General features: G+C 48.8%; 21 protein-coding genes and 1 pseudogene. 16 read left to right on the top strand and 6 right to left on the bottom strand.

Translation table 11 applies throughout. The features are described from left to right. Nucleotides 1–162: 162 nt before the first annotated feature. From ACE41H_RS11815 to ACE41H_RS11840, 6 genes are all read left to right on the top strand, one after another. Nucleotides 163–981, top strand: a complete 819-nt coding sequence (locus ACE41H_RS11815) for a carbohydrate ABC transporter permease (RefSeq protein ID WP_375355455.1) — start codon at nt 163–165, stop codon at nt 979–981. A 19-nt stretch (nt 982–1,000) separates the two neighbouring features. Beyond that, a complete protein-coding gene (locus ACE41H_RS11820; protein ID WP_375355456.1) occupies nt 1,001–1,846 on the top strand; it encodes a carbohydrate ABC transporter permease in 846 nt (281 codons plus the stop codon). Between the two features lie 61 nt (nt 1,847–1,907). Further along, a complete protein-coding gene (locus ACE41H_RS11825) occupies nt 1,908–3,329 on the top strand; it encodes an extracellular solute-binding protein (protein WP_375355458.1) in 1,422 nt (473 codons plus the stop codon). A 31-nt stretch (nt 3,330–3,360) separates the two neighbouring features. Then, nucleotides 3,361–4,266, top strand: a complete 906-nt coding sequence (locus ACE41H_RS11830; protein ID WP_375355459.1) for a phosphatidylinositol-specific phospholipase C — start codon at nt 3,361–3,363, stop codon at nt 4,264–4,266. 279 nt (nt 4,267–4,545) lie between these two features. Beyond that, nucleotides 4,546–6,114 (top strand): PTS transporter subunit EIIC, encoded by a 1,569-nt coding sequence (locus ACE41H_RS11835; RefSeq protein ID WP_375355460.1) that lies wholly within the window; start codon nt 4,546–4,548, stop codon nt 6,112–6,114. Between the two features lie 5 nt (nt 6,115–6,119). Beyond that, entirely contained in the window at nt 6,120–6,839 is a 720-nt protein-coding gene (locus ACE41H_RS11840; protein WP_375355461.1) for an N-acetylmannosamine-6-phosphate 2-epimerase, read from the top strand. A gap of 208 nt (nt 6,840–7,047) precedes the next feature. Here ACE41H_RS11840 and ACE41H_RS11845 read toward each other — a convergent pair whose 3' ends face one another. After that, the gene (locus ACE41H_RS11845) at nt 7,048–7,851 is read right to left on the bottom strand and encodes a MurR/RpiR family transcriptional regulator (RefSeq protein WP_375355462.1); all 804 of its coding nucleotides are present in this window, start codon (nt 7,849–7,851) and stop codon (nt 7,048–7,050) included. Between the two features lie 222 nt (nt 7,852–8,073). On the opposite strand from ACE41H_RS11845, the gene ACE41H_RS11850 reads away from it, so the two are divergent. The 3 genes from ACE41H_RS11850 (at nt 8,074) to ACE41H_RS11860 (ending at nt 11,041) form a co-directional block, all read left to right on the top strand. After that, nucleotides 8,074–9,003 (top strand): NAD(P)/FAD-dependent oxidoreductase, encoded by a 930-nt coding sequence (locus ACE41H_RS11850; RefSeq protein ID WP_375355463.1) that lies wholly within the window; start codon nt 8,074–8,076, stop codon nt 9,001–9,003. Nucleotides 9,004–9,089: 86 nt separating this feature from the next. Continuing rightward, on the top strand, nt 9,090–10,040 hold the full coding sequence (locus ACE41H_RS11855) for an AraC family transcriptional regulator (RefSeq protein ID WP_375355465.1): 951 nt from the start codon (nt 9,090–9,092) through the stop codon (nt 10,038–10,040). A 164-nt stretch (nt 10,041–10,204) separates the two neighbouring features. Next, nucleotides 10,205–11,041 carry an oxidoreductase gene (locus ACE41H_RS11860; RefSeq protein ID WP_375355466.1) on the top strand — a complete coding sequence of 279 codons (837 nt, stop codon included), beginning with the start codon at nt 10,205–10,207 and terminating at the stop codon, nt 11,039–11,041. 171 nt (nt 11,042–11,212) lie between these two features. Here the strand turns inward: ACE41H_RS11860 and ACE41H_RS11865 are convergent, their stop codons facing one another. After that, nucleotides 11,213–12,154 carry a zinc-binding dehydrogenase gene (locus ACE41H_RS11865; protein ID WP_375355467.1) on the bottom strand — a complete coding sequence of 314 codons (942 nt, stop codon included), beginning with the start codon at nt 12,152–12,154 and terminating at the stop codon, nt 11,213–11,215. A gap of 236 nt (nt 12,155–12,390) precedes the next feature. Between ACE41H_RS11865 and ACE41H_RS11870 the strand changes: the two genes are divergently transcribed. Next, nucleotides 12,391–13,269 carry a hypothetical protein gene (locus ACE41H_RS11870; protein ID WP_375355468.1) on the top strand — a complete coding sequence of 293 codons (879 nt, stop codon included), beginning with the start codon at nt 12,391–12,393 and terminating at the stop codon, nt 13,267–13,269. A gap of 161 nt (nt 13,270–13,430) precedes the next feature. Here the strand turns inward: ACE41H_RS11870 and ACE41H_RS11875 are convergent. Beyond that, nucleotides 13,431–13,568, bottom strand: a pseudogene (locus ACE41H_RS11875) (DUF2306 domain-containing protein); the annotation flags it as partial. A gap of 130 nt (nt 13,569–13,698) precedes the next feature. Here ACE41H_RS11875 and ACE41H_RS11880 point away from each other — a divergent pair. Together ACE41H_RS11880 and ACE41H_RS11885 are read left to right on the top strand one after the other, a co-directional pair. Then, nucleotides 13,699–14,031, top strand: coding sequence for an ArsR/SmtB family transcription factor (locus tag ACE41H_RS11880; RefSeq protein WP_375355469.1), 333 nt, complete (start codon nt 13,699–13,701; stop codon nt 14,029–14,031). Nucleotides 14,032–14,053: 22 nt separating this feature from the next. Beyond that, nucleotides 14,054–14,566 (top strand): SRPBCC domain-containing protein, encoded by a 513-nt coding sequence (locus ACE41H_RS11885; protein WP_375355522.1) that lies wholly within the window; start codon nt 14,054–14,056, stop codon nt 14,564–14,566. 95 nt (nt 14,567–14,661) lie between these two features. On the opposite strand, the gene ACE41H_RS11890 is transcribed toward ACE41H_RS11885, so the two are convergent. Beyond that, nucleotides 14,662–15,534 (bottom strand): AraC family transcriptional regulator, encoded by an 873-nt coding sequence (locus tag ACE41H_RS11890; RefSeq protein WP_375355471.1) that lies wholly within the window; start codon nt 15,532–15,534, stop codon nt 14,662–14,664. A 157-nt stretch (nt 15,535–15,691) separates the two neighbouring features. Here ACE41H_RS11890 and ACE41H_RS11895 point away from each other — a divergent pair, with 157 nt between their 5' ends. After that, complete coding sequence (locus tag ACE41H_RS11895; protein WP_375355473.1) at nt 15,692–16,240, top strand: GNAT family N-acetyltransferase; 549 nt, start codon at nt 15,692–15,694, stop codon at nt 16,238–16,240. 22 nt (nt 16,241–16,262) lie between these two features. On the opposite strand, the gene ACE41H_RS11900 is transcribed toward ACE41H_RS11895, so the two are convergent. Together ACE41H_RS11900 and ACE41H_RS11905 are read right to left on the bottom strand one after the other, a co-directional pair. Continuing rightward, the gene (locus ACE41H_RS11900; RefSeq protein ID WP_375355475.1) at nt 16,263–16,475 is read right to left on the bottom strand and encodes a hypothetical protein; all 213 of its coding nucleotides are present in this window, start codon (nt 16,473–16,475) and stop codon (nt 16,263–16,265) included. Between the two features lie 246 nt (nt 16,476–16,721). Further along, nucleotides 16,722–17,306 (bottom strand): helix-turn-helix domain-containing protein, encoded by a 585-nt coding sequence (locus ACE41H_RS11905; protein ID WP_375355476.1) that lies wholly within the window; start codon nt 17,304–17,306, stop codon nt 16,722–16,724. A gap of 265 nt (nt 17,307–17,571) precedes the next feature. Between ACE41H_RS11905 and ACE41H_RS11910 the strand changes: the two genes are divergently transcribed. The 3 genes from ACE41H_RS11910 (at nt 17,572) to ACE41H_RS11920 (ending at nt 18,922) form a co-directional block, all read left to right on the top strand. Further along, entirely contained in the window at nt 17,572–18,000 is a 429-nt protein-coding gene (locus ACE41H_RS11910) for a phage holin family protein (RefSeq protein WP_375355478.1), read from the top strand. A 106-nt stretch (nt 18,001–18,106) separates the two neighbouring features. Further along, complete coding sequence (locus ACE41H_RS11915; RefSeq protein ID WP_375355480.1) at nt 18,107–18,394, top strand: Dabb family protein; 288 nt, start codon at nt 18,107–18,109, stop codon at nt 18,392–18,394. 84 nt (nt 18,395–18,478) lie between these two features. Beyond that, a complete protein-coding gene (locus ACE41H_RS11920) occupies nt 18,479–18,922 on the top strand; it encodes a DUF86 domain-containing protein (protein ID WP_375355481.1) in 444 nt (147 codons plus the stop codon). The last annotated feature ends 10 nt before the right edge of the window (nt 18,923–18,932 follow it).

Genomic DNA, 18,932 nt, shown 5'->3' on the forward strand with positions numbered 1-18,932 from the left:
TCGATACCATATTGTCTGATTCCATGATAGAAGGGAGGAGGACAGCCGAAGTGTTGTCCGACAATCATGTTGCAGGTGAATGCAAGACAATCAAAAGCTAAGGCGTTCGGAAGATGGAGGAGCGCCTCGAGACGGGAATCGCATGCTGTATGGTATGTATTTTTGCTCCCAACATTGCTCGGCATTTTGATTTTTACCCTTTATCCTTTGATCGAGTCGCTGCGGCTCAGCTTCATGCGGGGGGCGGAGGAACGGTTCGTCGGAATTCAGAACTACGCGGACGTGCTCACCTCGGGGACGTTCTGGTACGCGGTCTACAACACGATCTACATCACGATTTTTCAACTTCTGATCGCGATTCCGATCGGTTTTCTAATCGCTTGTCTGATTAATAGCTTGCGGCGGGCTTCGTATTTTTTCAAGGTGTTGTTCTATATTCCGAATGCAACCTCGATGGTGGCGGCGGCAACGGTGTTCCTCGCGATCCTTCATCCAGATGGGCCGTTGAATTATGTTGCTGAGCTGCTCGGATTTGAGAAGGTCGTGTGGCTGTCACAGCCCGTCTCGGCCAAATGGGGAGCAGTGATCCTGGCTGTGTGGCACTGGCTTGGCTTCGTTATCATTATTAATCTGGCGAACTTGCAAGCGATCCCGATTGAATACTATGAGGCGGCATCGATCGATGGCGCTTCGCCGTTGCAGCAATGGTGGCGGATCACTCTGCCCAATATGCTTGGAAGTCTGACCATCCTGTTCATCCTCGGCTGGATCGGAGGACTGCAGCGTTTCTCCGATGCGTACATGCTCGGTGGGCTGCAAGGTAGCCCGGCCCGGTCGCTGTATACGGTCGTCGGATTCATATTCGAGCGCGGTTTCGGCGGCCATGAGTACGGTATTGCATCGGCCGCAGCCTATATTTTATTCGTGCTTATTCTGATCTTCACGTATTTCAATACCAAGTTGTTGCGCATAAAAATCTAGGAAGGACGAGTGATCCAATATGATTCGCATGAAGGATAGGCAGAAAATCTTGAACGCCATGGTTTTCCTGCTGCTGGTAGCCACTGGCTTCACTATGATCTATCCGTTCGTCTGGATGATCAGCGTCAGTCTGGAGCAAACGGCGAACGTTGCGATGCCATTCCCGCCACGGCTTATCCCCAAGCAGTTCTCGTGGTTTCATTACGGACTTGTATTCGAGAATAACAAATTGCTTCTGGCCTATTGGAATTCGATCGTCATCGCCGTCTTTTGCGTCGTTCTTAGCGTCAGTTCCGCATTGCTTGGCGGATATGCATTCTCACGAGGTAACTTTAAGGGAAAGAAATTGTTATTCTTTGCAGTGCTGGCAACGATGATGATTCCGTTCGAAACGCGGCTCATCCCGATGTTTACAATGTTCAACGATATAGGTCTCATCAATACGAAGTACCCGCTCATCCTTCCTTCGATCGTTAATGCGCTCGGTCTTGTGCTGGCGAAGCAATATTTCGATCAGCTTCCGGAGGGGCTGAGGGAATCCGCCAAAATGGACGGTGCCGGTGAATTCAAGACGTTCTTCTACATCTTCGCACCGCTGACCGGCCCGATTACGGCAACGCTTTCAATCCTGTCTTTTCAAGACAGCTGGAATTCGTTCATATGGCCGCTTGTTGTCATTAACGACCAGGATCTGAAGACTGTGCCGTTGTTCCTGTCCAGTTTCTCCACGGAGAACGGCGGCCGGCTCGCCGGGGTTACGATGGTGCTGGCGGCGATGAGCATCTTGCCTATGCTGCTGGTGTTCCTGTTTTTCCAAAAATATATCATTCGAAGCATTGCATTAAGTGGCTTGAAAGGAGAGTGATGGGGCGGGGGAAGAAAGGGAGAAAGTGCAGGTAAATACTTAAATCTATGGAGGAATCACGATGTTCAAAGGAAAATCCAGGTTTAGCGCCGTTGCTCTGTTCTTCATAGTTATGGCCATACTCAGCGCATGCAGCGGGACAAACAGCGCCGATACGAGCGCATCGAACAACAAGTCTGCCGGTTCGGCATCCGAATCGCAGAACTCCTCATCCGAACCGGGGAGTTCATCTGAGCAGGAACTGTCGGGAACAGTGAAGGTGCAATTGATCGGAAGCTTCTCCTTTGAGGACACGACGGACCCTGTCACGGGAGTGACATCTAAAGGGGTTCATGTATTGAAAGAAGAGTTTGAAAAACAGCATCCCGGCGTGACGGTCGAATTCGTGCTTATGGGATGGGATAGCTACAACGAGAAGACACAGACGATGCTCCAGTCTGGCGCAGCTGACGTATACCAAGTGCCCGGAATCGCTACGTTCGCGGAACAAGGACTGCTGGAGCCGCTTCAGCCTTATATTGAAAAAGACAAATTCGATCTGGGTATTTATCTGAACGGTCAGGTGGACGGCTGGAGAGCGATGGGGCCGAACGACCAGGAGCCGGAAATTTACAGTTTGCCGTTCATCGGCGATGCGCGTGTCCTTGTGTATGATAAGCAGCTTTTCGACGATTGGGGTGTCGAATATTTGTCCGAATCGCCAACGATCGATGAGGTGCTGGAAAAAGCGGCGAAGATGACGGGAAACAACCCGAAAACCGGTGAACAAAACTATGGGTTGACCTTTAATGGAAAGGATGCCGCAGATACTGTCATGAACGTCAACGAATCGCTTGGCGGTCAGTGGGGAACCGGGTTCTTGTGGAAAGGCATGAAGGTGGAATTCGCTTCGCCGACGATGATCGAGGCGGCGGAATGGCTGAAGGAAGCGAGCCAGTATGCTCCGGAGGGTGTGCTTGTGGACCAAGGGAGCGAGAACTTCTTGAAGGATAACAACAATGTCGCCATCAACTTGCGCGTAGCACCCGGCTTCATCGACAGCATCAAAACATTCGGCACGCAAGACCGTTACCAGGCGACGCTTCTCTTCAAGCATTCCGAGAAAGGAATGGGCGGCATGTTTGCGGGAAGCCCGTTTGCCATCGGTACAACAAGCCAGAACAAGGATCTTGCCTGGGAATGGCTGAAGTTTAGCGGAAGCGAAGTTTTTCAGAAATACATGTGGGAAGAACAGCGCTCCCAGAGTATGCCTGTCCTTAAGGCAGCGGCAGATTGGGAAAGTGTGAAGGCAGAGCCGCAGATGGACATTATTCTCAAACAAATGAGCCAACTGTGGGCGCCCCGCTATCCTTATCGTTCCGGACAACCGCGTTATATTTTGTCGGAGAACGTAGAGCGCATTTTGTTAGGTGAATTGTCGCCTGCCGAAGGAATGAAGAGAGCGCAGGAAGAGACGGAGAGTTGGCTGGAAGGTCAGCAATAATAAATCCATTGAGAGGCAAGGTGGTACAAAAATGTTTAAGAAAGCTCTTCTGTTTGTTGCCGTCGTTGTTGTGTGTGTCACGTCTTTGGCGAACACATCCATGGCTTACAGCAATTCCAATTGGATGGGGGAGATTAGCGATCAGACCGCGCTATCCGCTCTCTCGATCCCGGGAACACATGATTCCGGTGCGATGTACGAGTCGGTTTACGGTACGGCCAAGACGCAGGATCTCACGATTGCAGAGCAGTTGTCCAGTGGGGTCCGCTATCTGGATATTCGTACGAGACATTTCAAGGACGCCTTCACGATTCACCACGGTGCGGTGTATCAGAATCAAAACTTTGACGGCGTCTTGAATGCCGTGATTTCGTTCCTGAATAACAACCCGACGGAAACCGTGATCATGAGCGTGAAACAGGAACATACCGCCGCCGAAAATACACGTTCCTATGAGGAGACCTTTAAGTGGTACGTTAATAAAAATCCGAACAAATGGTTGATGACGGATCACATCCCTACTCTAGGCGAGGCCAGGGGCAAGATCGTGCTTCTTCGAAGATTTGCGGCAGATCAGCTTCCGAAAGGCATTGATGCAACGGCTTGGAAAGACAATACCTCTTTCGAAATCCATAATGCAGCCGACTTGAACATCCAGGATTATTACAAAGTAACGGACCGAAACAAGAAGTGGACGGATATTCAGAACAAATACAACGAAGCGAATTCGTCCAATCCATCGATGTTATACATTAACTTCACAAGCGGGTACAGCCCGGCCTTGTTCGGCATTCCGAACATTCGAGCGATTTCGGACGAGATCAATCCAAAGGTCAATCAATTCTTTACCACGAACACGAGCGGCCGCTTCGGTGTTTCCGCGATGGATTTTATGACAAGCGAACTTGCTTCGAAGATTATTGCAACTAATTTTTAATTCGCAACATATATAGAACAAGCAGAGGACGGTGAATTTGATTCGCCGTCTTCTTGGCGCAGGAGAGTTCCGCTTCCTTCTATAACGAATTGACAATTGGTGAAGCGTAGTCCACGTGCTTTATAAATATCCAGAATGGTGTAGGAGCTTTTTTTCTTTTCTGGGGCCTCAATCTTCGCTAATATCTCACACGCCATGAAAGCGATTTATATTCCCCTTGACGAAAACTATTTTCAAATTTATTATGTGAATGAAAATAGATTTAGAAGGGTGGTCCTCATGAAACGATACTTTGAGAAGGCGCAGAAATTCGGCAAGTCCTTCATGCTGCCCATTGCGGTACTGCCAGCTGCCGGTCTTTTGTTAGGCATCGGGGGCGCATTATCGAATCCCAATACGATCAACTCGTATCCGCTTTTGCAAATCACCTGGCTGCAGCAAATTTTTACCGTGATGAGCAGCGCAGGCAGCATTGTGTTCGATAATCTCGCCTTGATCTTCGCCATCGGTGTTGCCGTGGGCATGGCAAGAGCGGATAAAGGAACAGCCGGTTTGGCAGCGGGTCTGTCCTATCTGGTTATGAATGCCTCAATCCATGCGATGTTGATCAATACCGGAAAGCTGGTCACGGACAACCTGGCTGGCGCGGGACAGGGCATGGTACTGGGAATTCAAACCTTGCAGACAGGGGTCCTGGGAGGTATTGTTGTCGGGTTGGTCACGGCGTGGCTGCATAATCGGTACAATAAAATCGAGCTTCCCCAGTTTCTTGGTTTTTTCGGCGGTTCGCGATTTATTCCGATTGTTTCGTCCTTTGCGGCGATCTTCATCGGCATTGCTTTATTTTTAATCTGGCCGACCATCCAAATCGGTATAGCAAGCCTCGGCAGTCTCGTTGACAAAACAGGTTATATCGGGACGCTGTTTTACGGATTTTTCTTGCGTATGCTTGGTCCGCTGGGGTTGCATCACATTTTCTACCTTCCTTTCTGGCAAACCGGCCTGGGAGGCACGATGGAAGTAGCGGGCAAAGTATACGAAGGAACGCAAAACATCTTTTTTGCGCAATTGGGGGACCCCGCTACTGAGAAGTACTTTATCGGCACATCCAGATTCATGTCAGGCCGTTTTATCACCATGATGTTTGGTTTACTGGGTGCAGCACTGGCTATTTATCACACGGCCAAGCCTGAACGTAAAAAAGTGGTTGGCGGATTGATGCTGTCTGCCGCGCTCACTTCATTTTTGACAGGGATTACTGAGCCTTTGGAATTTTCTTTCTTGTTCGTAGCTCCGATCCTGTATGTGATTCATGCCGCATTTGACGGGTTTGCTTTTATGCTGGCGCACATTTTCGAAATTACAATCGGGCAGACGTTCTCCGGCGGATTAATTGACTTTATCCTGTTTGGAATTCTGCAGGGCAATGAGAAAACCAACTGGATGCTGGTGCCGGTGATCGGTGTCCTATGGTTCTTCCTGTATTACTTCACATTCCGCATTTTGATCGTTAAACTGAATTTGAAGACAACAGGGCGTGAAGATGAAGCAGCACCAGATCCGGGGGCAGCAGCTCCAAGTAACAGAGGTACTTCATCACCGGCGGGAGAGTCCAGATCGGTCGCCATATTGAACGCGCTTGGCGGCGCGGACAATATTACAGACCTCGATTGCTGCGCTACGCGGCTGCGGGTTTCCGTCATCGACAAGGATAAGGTGCAAAAGGATGCCTTTGCAGCTACAGGAGCCAAAGGTGTCGTATTTGTCGGCAACGGAGTACAGGTGATTTATGGACCACAGGTTACGGTAATCAAGAATGAAATTGAAGAATATTTGGAAACGGAGTAGTGGCAATGAATGATTTGAATAGTTTGGGATTAAAGGGCGGCCTCGTTGTATCATGTCAAGCATTGGAGCATGAACCCCTTCACAGTTCGTATATTATGGGCAGAATGGCTGTTGCGGCCAAAGAAGGCGGGGCTATTGGTATTCGTGCCAATACGGCGGTTGATATCAAAGAAATTAAGGAGCAGGTTAACCTGCCTGTCATCGGAATTGTAAAAAGAAACTATGGAACCAATCCGGTGTTCATCACACCAACGATGCGTGAAATCGACGAGTTGGCTGAAGTTGGAGCGGAGATCGTGGCATTGGACGCAACGCTGCGTCCAAGACCGGATGGCAAGACATTGAAGGAGCTTGTCAGCGAGATTCGCGGCAAGTATCCACAGCTTCTGTTGATGGCAGACATCTCGACCACAGAAGAGGCGGTTTATGCGGAACAGCTTGGTTTTGATTTGATATCTTCTACTTTGGTCGGGTACACAGAGGAGACAGCCGGAAGTAAACTGTATGATCATGATTTTGCCATATTAAAAGATATCGTGTCCCATGTAAAGACTCCCGTTGTGGCGGAAGGCAATATCATGACACCTGAGATGGCGGGAAGCTGCCTGCAAGCTGGCGTATATTGTGTTGTTGTTGGCGGAGCCATCACCCGTCCGCAGCAGATTACGGAACGTTTTGTAGCGGAGATTGCAAAATTAAAGCATTCGGAATCCTCTAAAAAATAATACTGTTGAGCTTAATCAAGCGAGTATTGGTGTCGAATTTCACACCAATACTCGCTCTTCTTTTTATTTAGAAGTGGGGGGATACTCGAAGCAGCGGAAAGAACGAAGCAATTCCGGAAAAGGGCAGCGGTCTCCTTTGGCCCGGAGGGTCAACAGCGATGGGAGGAATGCTTCGTTCTTGGAGCGTTGCTCGCAGAGACTGCCCGCTCTATTCCGTTGAATACAGCGCCAGCAGCGTTTGCTGCCGTGCCTTTAATAAATTCTCGTCTTCAAGGAGGAGCAGAGACATGACGTCCAAAATATAAATGATGGCAAGCTGGCTGTTGATAAAATTCACATCGCCCGATCGTCCGATTTCCGGGGTGAACAGACAAATATCCGAAACCTCGGATAGAGGGGTATGGTCAAAGTTAGTGATTCCGATGATTTTGGCGCCTCTTTTTTTAGCCTGATTTAACGCCTGACTCACCTCTGTTGTACGTCCCGAATTGGACAATCCAATCACAAGATCATCGTTCCCGAGCAGGGAGGCGCTCATCGTCATCATATGTGAATCTGTCACAGCATCGACCACAAGATTCATACGGGTGAGTCTGTATTTAAATTCCAGAGCGGAGAGACCGGAGCTGCCCAGTCCGTAAACATAGGTTCTGCGGGAGGCCTTAATCAGTTCAACGACTTCTTTAATTCTTTCCGTATCCAGCATTTCGGCTGTGGCATTTATGATATCATTGTACAGATTTTGCGTTTTGATAAAAAAATCCGTATCATTGCGGGGCTTTTGGGTCTCGCGGTTCAGCCGGATTTTGAAATCGACAAACGTATCGCAGCCCACTTTCTTGCAAAAACGGGTAATGGTTGACGTTGACGCATTTGTATATGAAGCCAAATCCTTAATATTGATATTGTTAATAGATTGCCGATTTCGCATCACGTAATCAGCAATCTCTTTTTCCTTGGCTGAAAATCGTTGATATTCAAGCTGCAGTACGTCTATGATACTGGACGACATCACAAAAAGCCTCATTTCCATTAGGATTCTATACTTCCATTTTAACAGTCTGTTTATTTGAAAACAAAACTGGATGCGCTTTTGGCGGATCGAAGGCAAACAAACGTTGCAAATTGCAGTGGAGTTGTTTATTATAGATATTAAGGGTCCTTATTAGTTATAAAAGAGCTATTTTTTATTCTAATTGTGGATATAAAATATCTATTAAGGTGGTTTGAAAAGATGGAAAAACAAACGAAAAAACAACTTCTCGATGTAGCAATTATTGGCGGCGGCCCGGCAGGGTTGAACGCCGCTCTCGTACTGGGACGGGCAAGAAAAAATGTGGCGGTGATCGATGAAGGCCGTCCACGCAATGCCGTGACCCGCGAGGCCCACGGGTTCCTCACCCGCGACGGAATAAGCCCTGGTGAGTTTCGGCGAATTGCGAAGGAACAGATTAGCGCTTATCCTTCTGTATCTTTGGTTGAGGATACGGCCGTGTCGATTGCAGGAGGGGATGGTCAGTTTCAAATTACGACTGCGCAAGGAACAACCTTTGCAAGTAAAAAGCTGCTGTTTGCCGTTGGAATGAAGGATCGGCCGCTGGATATTCCGGGACTGAAGGAGGTTTATGGGAAAAGCGCCTTCGTCTGCCCGTATTGCGACGGCTGGGAGTTAAGGGATCAGCCGCTTGTCATCATTAATAAGGGGGCAGATATTATGCACTTCGCCCCATTGATTTCCGGATGGACGAGCAATTTCACCTTCTGCACGAACGGCCCTGACGAGCTGACAGATGCGCAGCGCGAGGAGCTTCAGCGGCATCAAGTGCCTGTGTTTGACTCGCCAATCCGACATATCGATGCACAGGACGGGATCGTGCAACAGGTTATTCTCGAAGATGGGACGGCCATTCCATGCAGAGGGATCTTTTTTAAACCTGATCTGGTTACAGGTTCGGAATTGCCGCGAGCCATCGGATGTGATATGACGGAAGCGGGAATCGTGGTCGTCGATGAATTCGGCAAAACGACCGTTCCGGGCGTTTATAGCGCTGGAGATGTATCATCGCGATTCAATCAGGCTATTGCTGCCGCCTCTATGGGCTCACTTGCTGCCGCGATGATCAACAGTGAACTGAATACGGAGGCCTGGAAGCGAGAAGGCTAACGACATGAACGATTCCGACGGTTTAAATCAGAACCTGAAAGTGACATAATTGATTCAGGGGCCTGATTAAAAATCGAGGTGAATCCATGTTGGAGAACAAGCAGGAAGGGATTGTCGCACTTGACTTTGCGGAGCCTGGTCCATCCGGTCTGAATTTGTTGGACCAATTGCTCATGATGGTTGATAGAAGAGCGTTTCCAGAGGGCCGCAACCAAACGATCATTCCGTTTCTTTCAATCTATAAGCACAGCCGGCCGACGATGCTGACGCAAAGCGTGTTGGCCCCTTCTTTTTGTCTTATTTTGCAAGGGACTAAAAAACTTTATCTTGGTGAAGAGATCATTTATTATGGAGCGGGCGATTACTTGGCCTCTTTAATTGATATGCCTGCATCCGGACAAACCGTAAGTGCTCAAGAGAGATCCCCGTATATTGGTCTGCGTATCGATCTGTCGATGCAAGAGATCGCTTCCGTTATCATGGAAGCCGGAATTCATGCCAAGCTGAAAAATAAAAAATGGAACCGGGCGGCCTTTATCGGGAAAAGCAATTCCAATCTGCAGGATGCATTTATCCGGCTGTTGAAGCTGCTGGACGAACCGCAAAATGTCCCGTTTCTGTCTGGCCTGATCAAACGGGAAATGATCTTTCATTTATTAACAGGCGACTATGGCTATTTGTTTCTTCAGCAAGCCTTTTTTGATCAACAGTCTGAAGGAGTAGGCAAAGCCATTACCTGGATCAGGGAGAATTACACTCAATCATTCACTATTGCCGAACTGGCCAAAATGTGCAATATGAGCGTCTCGGGGCTGCATCACAAATTTAAGGCAGTCACCACTATGGGGCCGCTGCGGTATCAAAAAAGTCTTCGCCTTCAGGAGGCAAGGCGTCTTATGCTGAGTGGAGCCACGGATGCGACCACGGCAGCGCGGGAAGTCGGTTATGAAAGCCCAACGCAGTTTAATAGGGAATACCGGCGGATTTTTGGTCTGCCGCCGCTAAAAGATATCCATGAGATACGAAAAAACACATAGGCCCAAACAAGCAGCGAGCTTCCAGGATTTCCTGGGGGCTCGCTGCTTTTGTACGGGAATGTTGGATTGCAGTATTAGGCAAACATAGGGCAGGAATGACCTACTTTCAATTGATAGTTTGCTGGATAATAGCTTTGAACAATTTGAAGGAGGTTTTAGATAATATGGGGAAGGTTTGGTTGATTACAGGCAGCTCTCGCGGAATTGGAAGAAATCTGGTTGAAGAAGTTTTGCAACGGGGGGATCAAGTTGTTGCAGGGGCGCGTCGGCCGGAGCAATTGAACGATTTGACAGTGAAGTATGGTGCCCGCATTCTTCCTGTCGCTTTGGATGTTACCGATACAGAGCAGGTGGAAGCGGCGGTACAGCAAGCCATCGATACGTTTGGCGTCCTGGATGTGCTTGTGAACAATGCCGGATATGCCAACAGTTCACCGATTGAAGAAACGGAAGAGGAAGATTTGCGAGCTCAATTTGACACGAATTTTTTTGGCGTTGCCCATATGACGAAGGCTGCTCTTCCGGTTATGCGTAAGCAGCGCTCCGGCCACATTATACAAATTTCCTCGATAGGTGGCCGGGTTGGGGGCTCGCCCGGACTCAGCGCTTATCAAGCGGCGAAGTTTGCCGTAGAAGGTTTTTCAGAAGTGTTAACCAATGAGGTGAAGCCGCTTGGGATTAAAGTGAGCATTATCGAACCAGGAGGTTTCCGCACGGATTGGGGCGGCTCGTCCATGCAAATAAGGGAAGTGGGTGAGGATTATGAGGAGACCGTGGGCAAGATACATCGTTACCGCAGAGAAATCGACGGGAAGATGCCCGGAGACCCCGCTCGTGCCGCGAAGGCCATAGCGGATATTGCCGATCTGGAACAACCGCCTTTGCGCTTGCTCCTCGGTTCGGATGCGCTCAAGCTCGCCCGGGAATCGTCCCGATCCCGTGCAGCCGAGGCAGAGCAGTGGGCAGAGGTCACGATTTCAACGGATTTTTCAGGGGAATAAGCTGTGTGAATATTGAAGCGGGACGCATTACTATACCGAACGTAGAGGTGCAACTCCTCAGTTCATTGAAAACCAGCGGCAGCCAAGACTCGTTTCGAGTCAGGGAGCACCGCTGGTTCTTTTGCAGATCCGTTTTTGGATTCCAGGCATCATTGTTACATAGCTTTACAATCAACCTATGTGGAGCACGGCTTTGCCGGAGAATTTCCGCTCTATCAGACTTTGGGCGACGGTGTCAATTTCGGTCCAAGGCGCCTCCACTTCAATCCGTGGCATTAGACGGCCGTCTGCGACCAAGCGGGCCAGCAAGCCTAGATCGTCCGCGGCAGATTGACGAGTGAGCTCCTCACCGAGAAAGAAGCTGTACAAGGTTCTTCCTCCGCTGGTTACCATATTCATCATATCGATCGTCGCCGTATTTGAAGAGGAAAATCCCACCGCGACGCAGATGCCCTGCGGCGCAAGCTGTGGCAGCAGAGCAGCCAGCGTATCGCCGCCTACCGAATCGATGATCAGATCATAGGGCCCGAATTTGCCGACTGATGAAATTTCGGAATATCCGACGATCACTTCGTCGGCTCCGGCCTCCCGGACAAGCTTGGCCTTCTCCTCCGTGCTTGCTGTACCTACGACGAACGCGCCGGACTGGGCCGCAAGCTGATGGGCGAACAGCCCGACACCGCCGGTAGAGCCTGTAATGAAAATGCGCTTGCCGAGCAGCATGCCGCCTTTTCGCAGCGCATTAAGCGCCGTCAGGCCGGATACGGGCAGGGTTGCCGCCTCCGCAAAGGTGAGCTCGTCCGGAATTTCGGACAGCATCGATATGGGAGCGGCAACTTGCTCACTCCAGGCGCCCAGCGGGAGCAAACCGACGACCCGGGCCCCCTTTTGCGGACCTGTGCCGCTCTTGGCTGGCTCGATGACAATCCCGGCGAAATCCCAGCCGGGGCGGTAGGAAGCCTCCTGATCCTTGGCGTCTTTCACTTCACCGCGATTGAGAGAGACGGCTTTCACCTGTACGAGCGCTTCCCAAGGCTGGGCTTGTGGAGCGTCAACTTCCTTGAACGTCAAATATGACGGAGCAAGTGGATCAACTGTAATAGCACGAATCATATGTTATCTCCTCCATGAATTGGTTGTGTGTCATGAGATGACTTTCGTTTTCATTGAGGAGTATAATTTAATTCAATGATCGGCCCAAGTGCAGAACTACACTTCGTAAGAAAAACGTCTATCGACGTAATTCAAAGAAGCCAGACCGCGTTTAGTAGTAGTTTTTCTTGCGATTTCAGGAAGCTTATACCAAGAAGTTTATACTTTCTGAAATCTTAAAAGAAGGGGAGAGGAAGATGGAAATACAAACAGAGAACTCAAGACTTAAACTCGTATTGGGAGAGATTGAAGCCCTGCGGATGAAACGTCAGCGGCAGCTTGCGGATCGGCCACATCCGTCCTTGAAGCGGTTCACTCAACAGGAGCTGAATGACGAGGCTTTCCCTTCGTATAAAAATCTCCTGGTCGGACGTTCCCGCCGTATACCGGATCGTCAGACGATGATGAGCATCGCCGAGTATCTTGAGTGCGCTTCCGACGAACGCAACGATCTGCTTTTGGCAGCCGGTTACCTTCCAATCCAGATCGAGTTGGAGGGTCGGGCGCTGGAGCGTGCATTGGAGTGGGCGCAGCAAACGATGAGAAGCATTCCTTTTCCTTCCATGATCGTAACACATACACAGGACATCAAGGGGGTTAACGAGCCTTTTCGCCGCTTGTTCGATATCCCTCACGACCGTTCGTACGACGGGTTAATGAACAGGATTGATTTTCATTTTAATCCTGATTTGCCTATCCGGTCCCGCTCCACTTTCGACAAAGCGTCTTTCGAACAGTGGGAGGCACACGCTATAAACGGGATAAACGCGTTCAAGAGGGAGCATTTACTGTCCCGCTATGATGTGTGGTATCAAAAATTGCTTTATAGAGTTCAAAAATATAATGTGGACGAATATTTGAATATGCCGGATGCAGAGGAAAAGCTTGAGCACACGCAAACTACATTGGCCAGAATGGAAAGCTCCGGCGAGCTTGTTCCCATTCGCTACAGGCAGGTTTCCATTTCCGCAGGCAGCCGTGTATATCCGCAAATTGAGGTTTTTCTGCCGGTCGATGCTGCCGCGCGTAAAGTTTTCGCGGACTTGGGTTGTCCTGCTGATTGTGAATTCGTCTAATGTGAAAGACCAGGAAACGAAAGTAAAGGGCCCTGACGAACCATTGTCCGGGCCCTGTTGCATTTCATTTAGCCCAGGGCATAAACGGAATGAAATCCGTTTGTCTTAAGCGATTTTTTCTTCAGGTTGACCGATGGTTCTAATCATGATTTCAGGAATGACAGGGTGGTAATGAGATGAATGAACATATTCGTGAAACAAAAGGCGTAACTGCGGATCATCCAGTTCCGGTGGCGGATCATCTGTTTCTTTTTGATCTGTATAAGCGCCATAATGGTTGCAAACGGCCATATTAAATTCCCCAAGCCAATTGCAATTTATTCAATTAAATATTCCTTTACAGGAATATTCCCTTTGTGATATATTGCAAATACGATATAATTAACGAAATGAGGTGGATCGAACCAAAACACGGAAAGGAACAAAGATATGGATACAACGACATTTAGTGCTCTGGCCGAGCCGAACCGGCTGCATATCGTGGAACTGCTGCGTAACGGTCCATTGACCGTGGGGGAAATTGCCGATCAGGTGGGCATTCGTCAGCCCCAGGCCTCTAAGCACTTGCGCGTCCTGCTGGATGCCGGCCTTGTCGACGTCCGGGTCGTTGCGAACCGCAGAATTTACAGGCTTCAGCAGGAGCCGTTCCAGGAATTGAATGAGTGGCTTGAAACCTATAAGGCACTCTGGGATGAGCGCTTTGACAATCTGGAACGTTACTTGAAGGAACTGCAGGCTAAGGATAAACCATCGAAGGAATAATTTCATTTCAGGGAGGAAAATGATCATGGCAAGTTCAATGATTTTCAGGACAGAAGGACAGGAAGTATTTGTGGAGCGCACGTTTGACGCACCGCGTGAGCTTGTATTCAAGGCATTCACCGAGGCCGAGCATTTGAAGCACTGGTGGGGTCCTCGCGGCTGGGAGCTGACGGTATGCAATATCGATTTTCGCCCCGGAGGGGTGTGGCATTACTGCATGAAGTGTATGGATCCCAATCAGGGGGATTTTTACGGAGTTGAATCGTGGGGCAAGGCATTATATCATGAGATCGTGCATGGGGAGAAAATCGTGTATTCCGACTACTTCTCGGATGCCGAGGGCAACACCTCAGACGATCTGCCCGCTACGGAAAGCACATTGACCTTTATCGAGCAAGACGGCAAAACGAAGGTCGTTAACCGGGCTCTGTATTCATCTGCAGATGCGGTTAAAACTGTGATCGACATGGGCATGGAGCAAGGCTTGACGGAAACATGGGATCGTCTCGCCGAATATGTGGTGTCCATTCGGTAGTATTAAAATTGAACAGCATGCATTTTGAAGCAAAACTGCGGAAGACCTTGATCATGACAAGGCTTCCGCAGTTTTGCATTTGGTTGATGTTCAGTCTATGGCTTCGTTACAGGTACCCAAATTTCGCTTTTATAGCTCGGGCTGCTGGTGTCCTTGCTTTCATTCCATAGGATTTCGGGTCCTTCTGTTGTTTCATAACCGGAGGTCGGGAACCATTCGGCATATATTCTTGCCCAGACGTCCTGAAGAGCTTTCGGGAACGGCCCGATGGCCGTAAATACAGCCCAGGTGCCTGCAGGAACGTTCAGTACCTCCCAGCGCTGAGGGACTTCGTTCGATGTAGCGACTCCGATATATTGATCCAGCACTGTTCCTTCTGCCCGGCCCTCGGTGAAATTGGCAGAGGCGCATATGATGCCTCTTGGCTCCACATTGGACAGCTGCTTCAGTTCGGTGAAGTCTTTTTCCGTCAGACTGGCCCACATCTCATCCATCTGCGGATTTACACCTTCATAAATCAGAGTGATTTGCTTTTTGATGCCGGCAATTTGAAAAGCATCCCTCTCAACGATCCGATAATCCATCTCGTTGCCTCCCTTAATTGTAAGTTGGAAGGTCATGGGCGGAAATGCCTTTAAAGCAGCGCCTTTCTTTCGTGCTTCCGTTGGAGTAATGCCATGCAGTGACTGAAAAGCTCTTGAGAACGAATCCGGTGAATCATAGCCGTATTTGATTGCAAGATCAATAATTTTGACATGCTCCGAATTATGGAGCTCGAGTGCTGCCAGTGTCAGCCTTCTGCGGCGGATATATTCGCTTAGGGATAAGCCAGCCAGGAATGAAAACATGCGCTTGAAATGATATTCCGAGCAACAGGCAAGCCTCGCGGCTTCCTTGAGATCGATTTCTCCAGCCAGGTTGGCTTCAATATAGCTCATGGCAAGGTTAACCTGCTTTAATGCATCCAAATTCATGACCTCCTTTCTGTTGATATCGTAGCAAAACGAAAAGGAATCAACCCGACAATACCGGTGCAGGTTTTGTCGGGGATAAAAATGCTTGAAAAGCATGTCCCGATATAGGAAAATCATGCTATCCCATACTTACACGGAAAGGAACAAGAAGATGATGAACGGATTTACCATCACGCAGTTCAGTCTATCCGATTTCAAGCAGGCCTGCCACGTGTTCGAGACGGTTATCCCCGACGTTTTTGAACAGGAAGGGATTGGACATTTGACAGGGGATATGCAGGATGAGATTGAATACAAAATAAATTTGCTCCGCAGTGCGAGGGAGGGGGATGAGCCGAAAACCCGTTTTTGGCTTGCGAAACAGAATGGTGTTGTGGTGGGGATAATTTCCTTTGGGCCCTCTAATGAGGATCTTAATGCTTGCACAGACCATGAATTGGCACAGGTGGGGGAACTGGGCAGTTTATATGTTTTGCCAGGCTATCAGGGCCGGGGAATAGCGTCTGCTTTGATCAAGGAAGTGGTCATATATCTTCACAGCCGTGGGATCGAGGAATTTTGTCTGGACAGCGCATATAGACGCGCTCAAGAGAAATGGAAGCAAAAATTCGGTGAGCCTTATGCGGCGGTGATGGACTATTGGGGACCGGGTACCGTACATATGGTCTGGCTTTGCAGAGTGAGCGATTTTCTGGCTTAAAATCATAAACAGCCCTCAAAATCTATTGAGGACTGTTTTTTTGTGTTCCGTGCCACTGGACACGGCGTATAAAGAAGCGGTACACGAGCGCAATCATAGTCCCTGCTGCTCCGCCGATCGCTACCGACCAGACTGCATCGTAGGACTGCCACTGGAGCAGAAAAGCGATTCCGCTGCCCAAAGTCGTTCCGGCAAGCCACCCAAGCGCGCAGGCTGTATCTTTGGCTACTTTCATTTAAACCCTCCTCCAATACGTTTTCAAATATATTGACCGTACATCTATGCTAATCATTATTTACATTCTTATGTGAAATATTCCAGGCTTGCTCATCTTTGAAAGCTTATCAAAAAAACAAAAAGAGCACTGTTGGCCCTACAGCTGACAGTGCTCCTTGTGCTAGAGGAGTTAGTTTATACGTCCCTGCACAATTTTAAAGTATTAAAGTTTAAACCCACTGCATTTTAAACCCATTGCAGAAGCTTACCTGGCTAGTATAGCGTCTGCAAACAAAATGGACTTCGGGATGCGAAAAAATTGTTCAGCCTGATCCTGAAACGCCTGCGAAGGTACTGTGCCTTGATGCAGCCATTTGCGGAAGGTTCCCGGATGAACACCGATCCAATGGCTGACATCGGTCACGGACAAATCATGAACCATGCATAGTCCAGCCAAAATCCGGTTTTTTACTGGAGACCGTGTTACCGTCCGTTTCATGAAACGGGAAGGGGCAGGTTGGCAGATAATCGGACAACCGCGCACCACATCCTCGTTAAAGAGAATATGGCGTGGATAACCAAGCAATCGGCATGTTTTCTCCAGGTTGGTATTGCCGGGAATTCGTCCTTCATATACCCAGGCGCTTACGCTCCGGGATGATATGGATAAATCTTCGGCAAGTTGCGACAGCTTGATGTCATTTGCCATCAGCACCGCGAGGAGAACCCTGTTGCGTATTTGACAGCGGGTTGGTTTGCGAAAGCGCTTAACACGCACACCCTTTCCCAAATACTTGCGGTTGATCAGAGACCACGCCTGAATGGAATGTCGTTCTTGTTGTTTAGGCATACATCCTCCGATTTTTTTAAACAAATATTACAATACATGCGGTATATTTTCAAGTGTACGGCCGAATCAATTTTTTATAAAACTATTTTCATAGCTGGCCAACCAAAAACAGGGACTTGCTTACTATATGAAGTAATTAAAAAAACGCGGGGATAATCGTTTCTATGAATCTATAAATTTTCAGCGCGACGGTAGGGACAAACTCACTTTCATTTTTCCTTTATTTACATATAATGTAATAGCCTTGATGAAAGGAGAGATGACGATGAGCAACTCGTTAATCAATATATCATGCGCTGTGACCGGAGGATTAATCACCTTTGCCTTCGGAGAATGGAGCCCCCTGCTTGGGGTATTTATCGTGACTATGGCTATAGATATTGCTACAGGTATAGCGGCAGCTATCAAATCTGGAAAAGGATTAAGCAGCAAGACGGGATTTTGGGGCTTGACTCGAAAGGGGATTATGCTGATGGTGGTTAGTCTTGCTCACCAAATTGACCTGCTTTTGGGAGTTAATGCTGTACAAGCAGGTGCGATTTATTTTTACCTGTTTAACGAGGTCATTTCCGTTGCAGAGAATTTTGCTGTACTGGGAATGCCTCTTCCTCCCGTGATCCAGGGTTTGCTTGCAGCCTTGAAGGACAAGCAAATAGACAAGGAGGAAAAAAAGAAGGATGAAGGCCCGTCGTGATGCGGATAGGAGAAGATGCCGCTACGGCGGTATCTTCCCCTATCAGGGAGAATTATGATAAAATTTCAGGGCAAGCTCTTCAAACTAGAAACAAGGAGTCTGTCCCATGATTAAGCATATCGTGTTCTTCAAATTGAAAGACCGCTCTACTGAAAGCGTTGAACATACGGCCTCCGTTCTTCGCAGCATGAACGGCAAAATCAAGGAGGTGCTGTCGCTGGAAGTAGGAGTCGATGTTATCCGGTCCGAACGTTCCTTTGATATTTCCCTGACGGCAGTGTTTGAAAATCTCAAAGACCTGCAGGCTTACCAGCTTCATCCGGTGCATCAGGAAATCATTCAGCATATCAACGAAGTAAAGGACGTATCCTTTGCGGTTGACTATGAAATCTGACAGGCTGCGAATGGCATGGAATGGCCGCCATGCTGTTAATGGGCGGTATGACGGCAATTCTGCCGGGAAGGGGGTGCGGCACAAATGTACTATGTGAACAGAGAGCAGATTGAGCTGCGTCTCAGGGCGATTCCCGAGATTGTGGAAGGACTGCGCCGGGTCTCGTCAGGCTGGACTGGCGATCTGATGCAGGGACTGGTGCAGGAACGTTGTCTGCATCTGGCGATCGAGACGGTAACTGACGTGGGCAGCTATCTGATTGACGGCTTTATTATGCGTGATGCCAGCAGTTATGAAGACATTATCAGGATCATCCATGAGGAAAATGTTATTGACGAGTCTGTCTTTGCCCCGATCTATGAGCTGGTGTCCCTGCGCAAGCCGCTCGTTCAGGAGTATTTCTGCTGGAGACGAACAGAGCTTCATAAGCTGACTCCGCTGCTGGCTGAGGTGCTGGAACGGTTTGCGATTCGTGTGGAAGGCTATCTTGACCGTGAGTTGGGATCCCTGCCGACCGGCAGTCAATGATCTGGAGTAA

Origin of the sequence: Paenibacillus enshidis, from assembly GCF_042136365.1 — a bacterium.
Classification (GTDB): Bacteria; Bacillota; Bacilli; order Paenibacillales; family Paenibacillaceae; genus Paenibacillus; species Paenibacillus enshidis.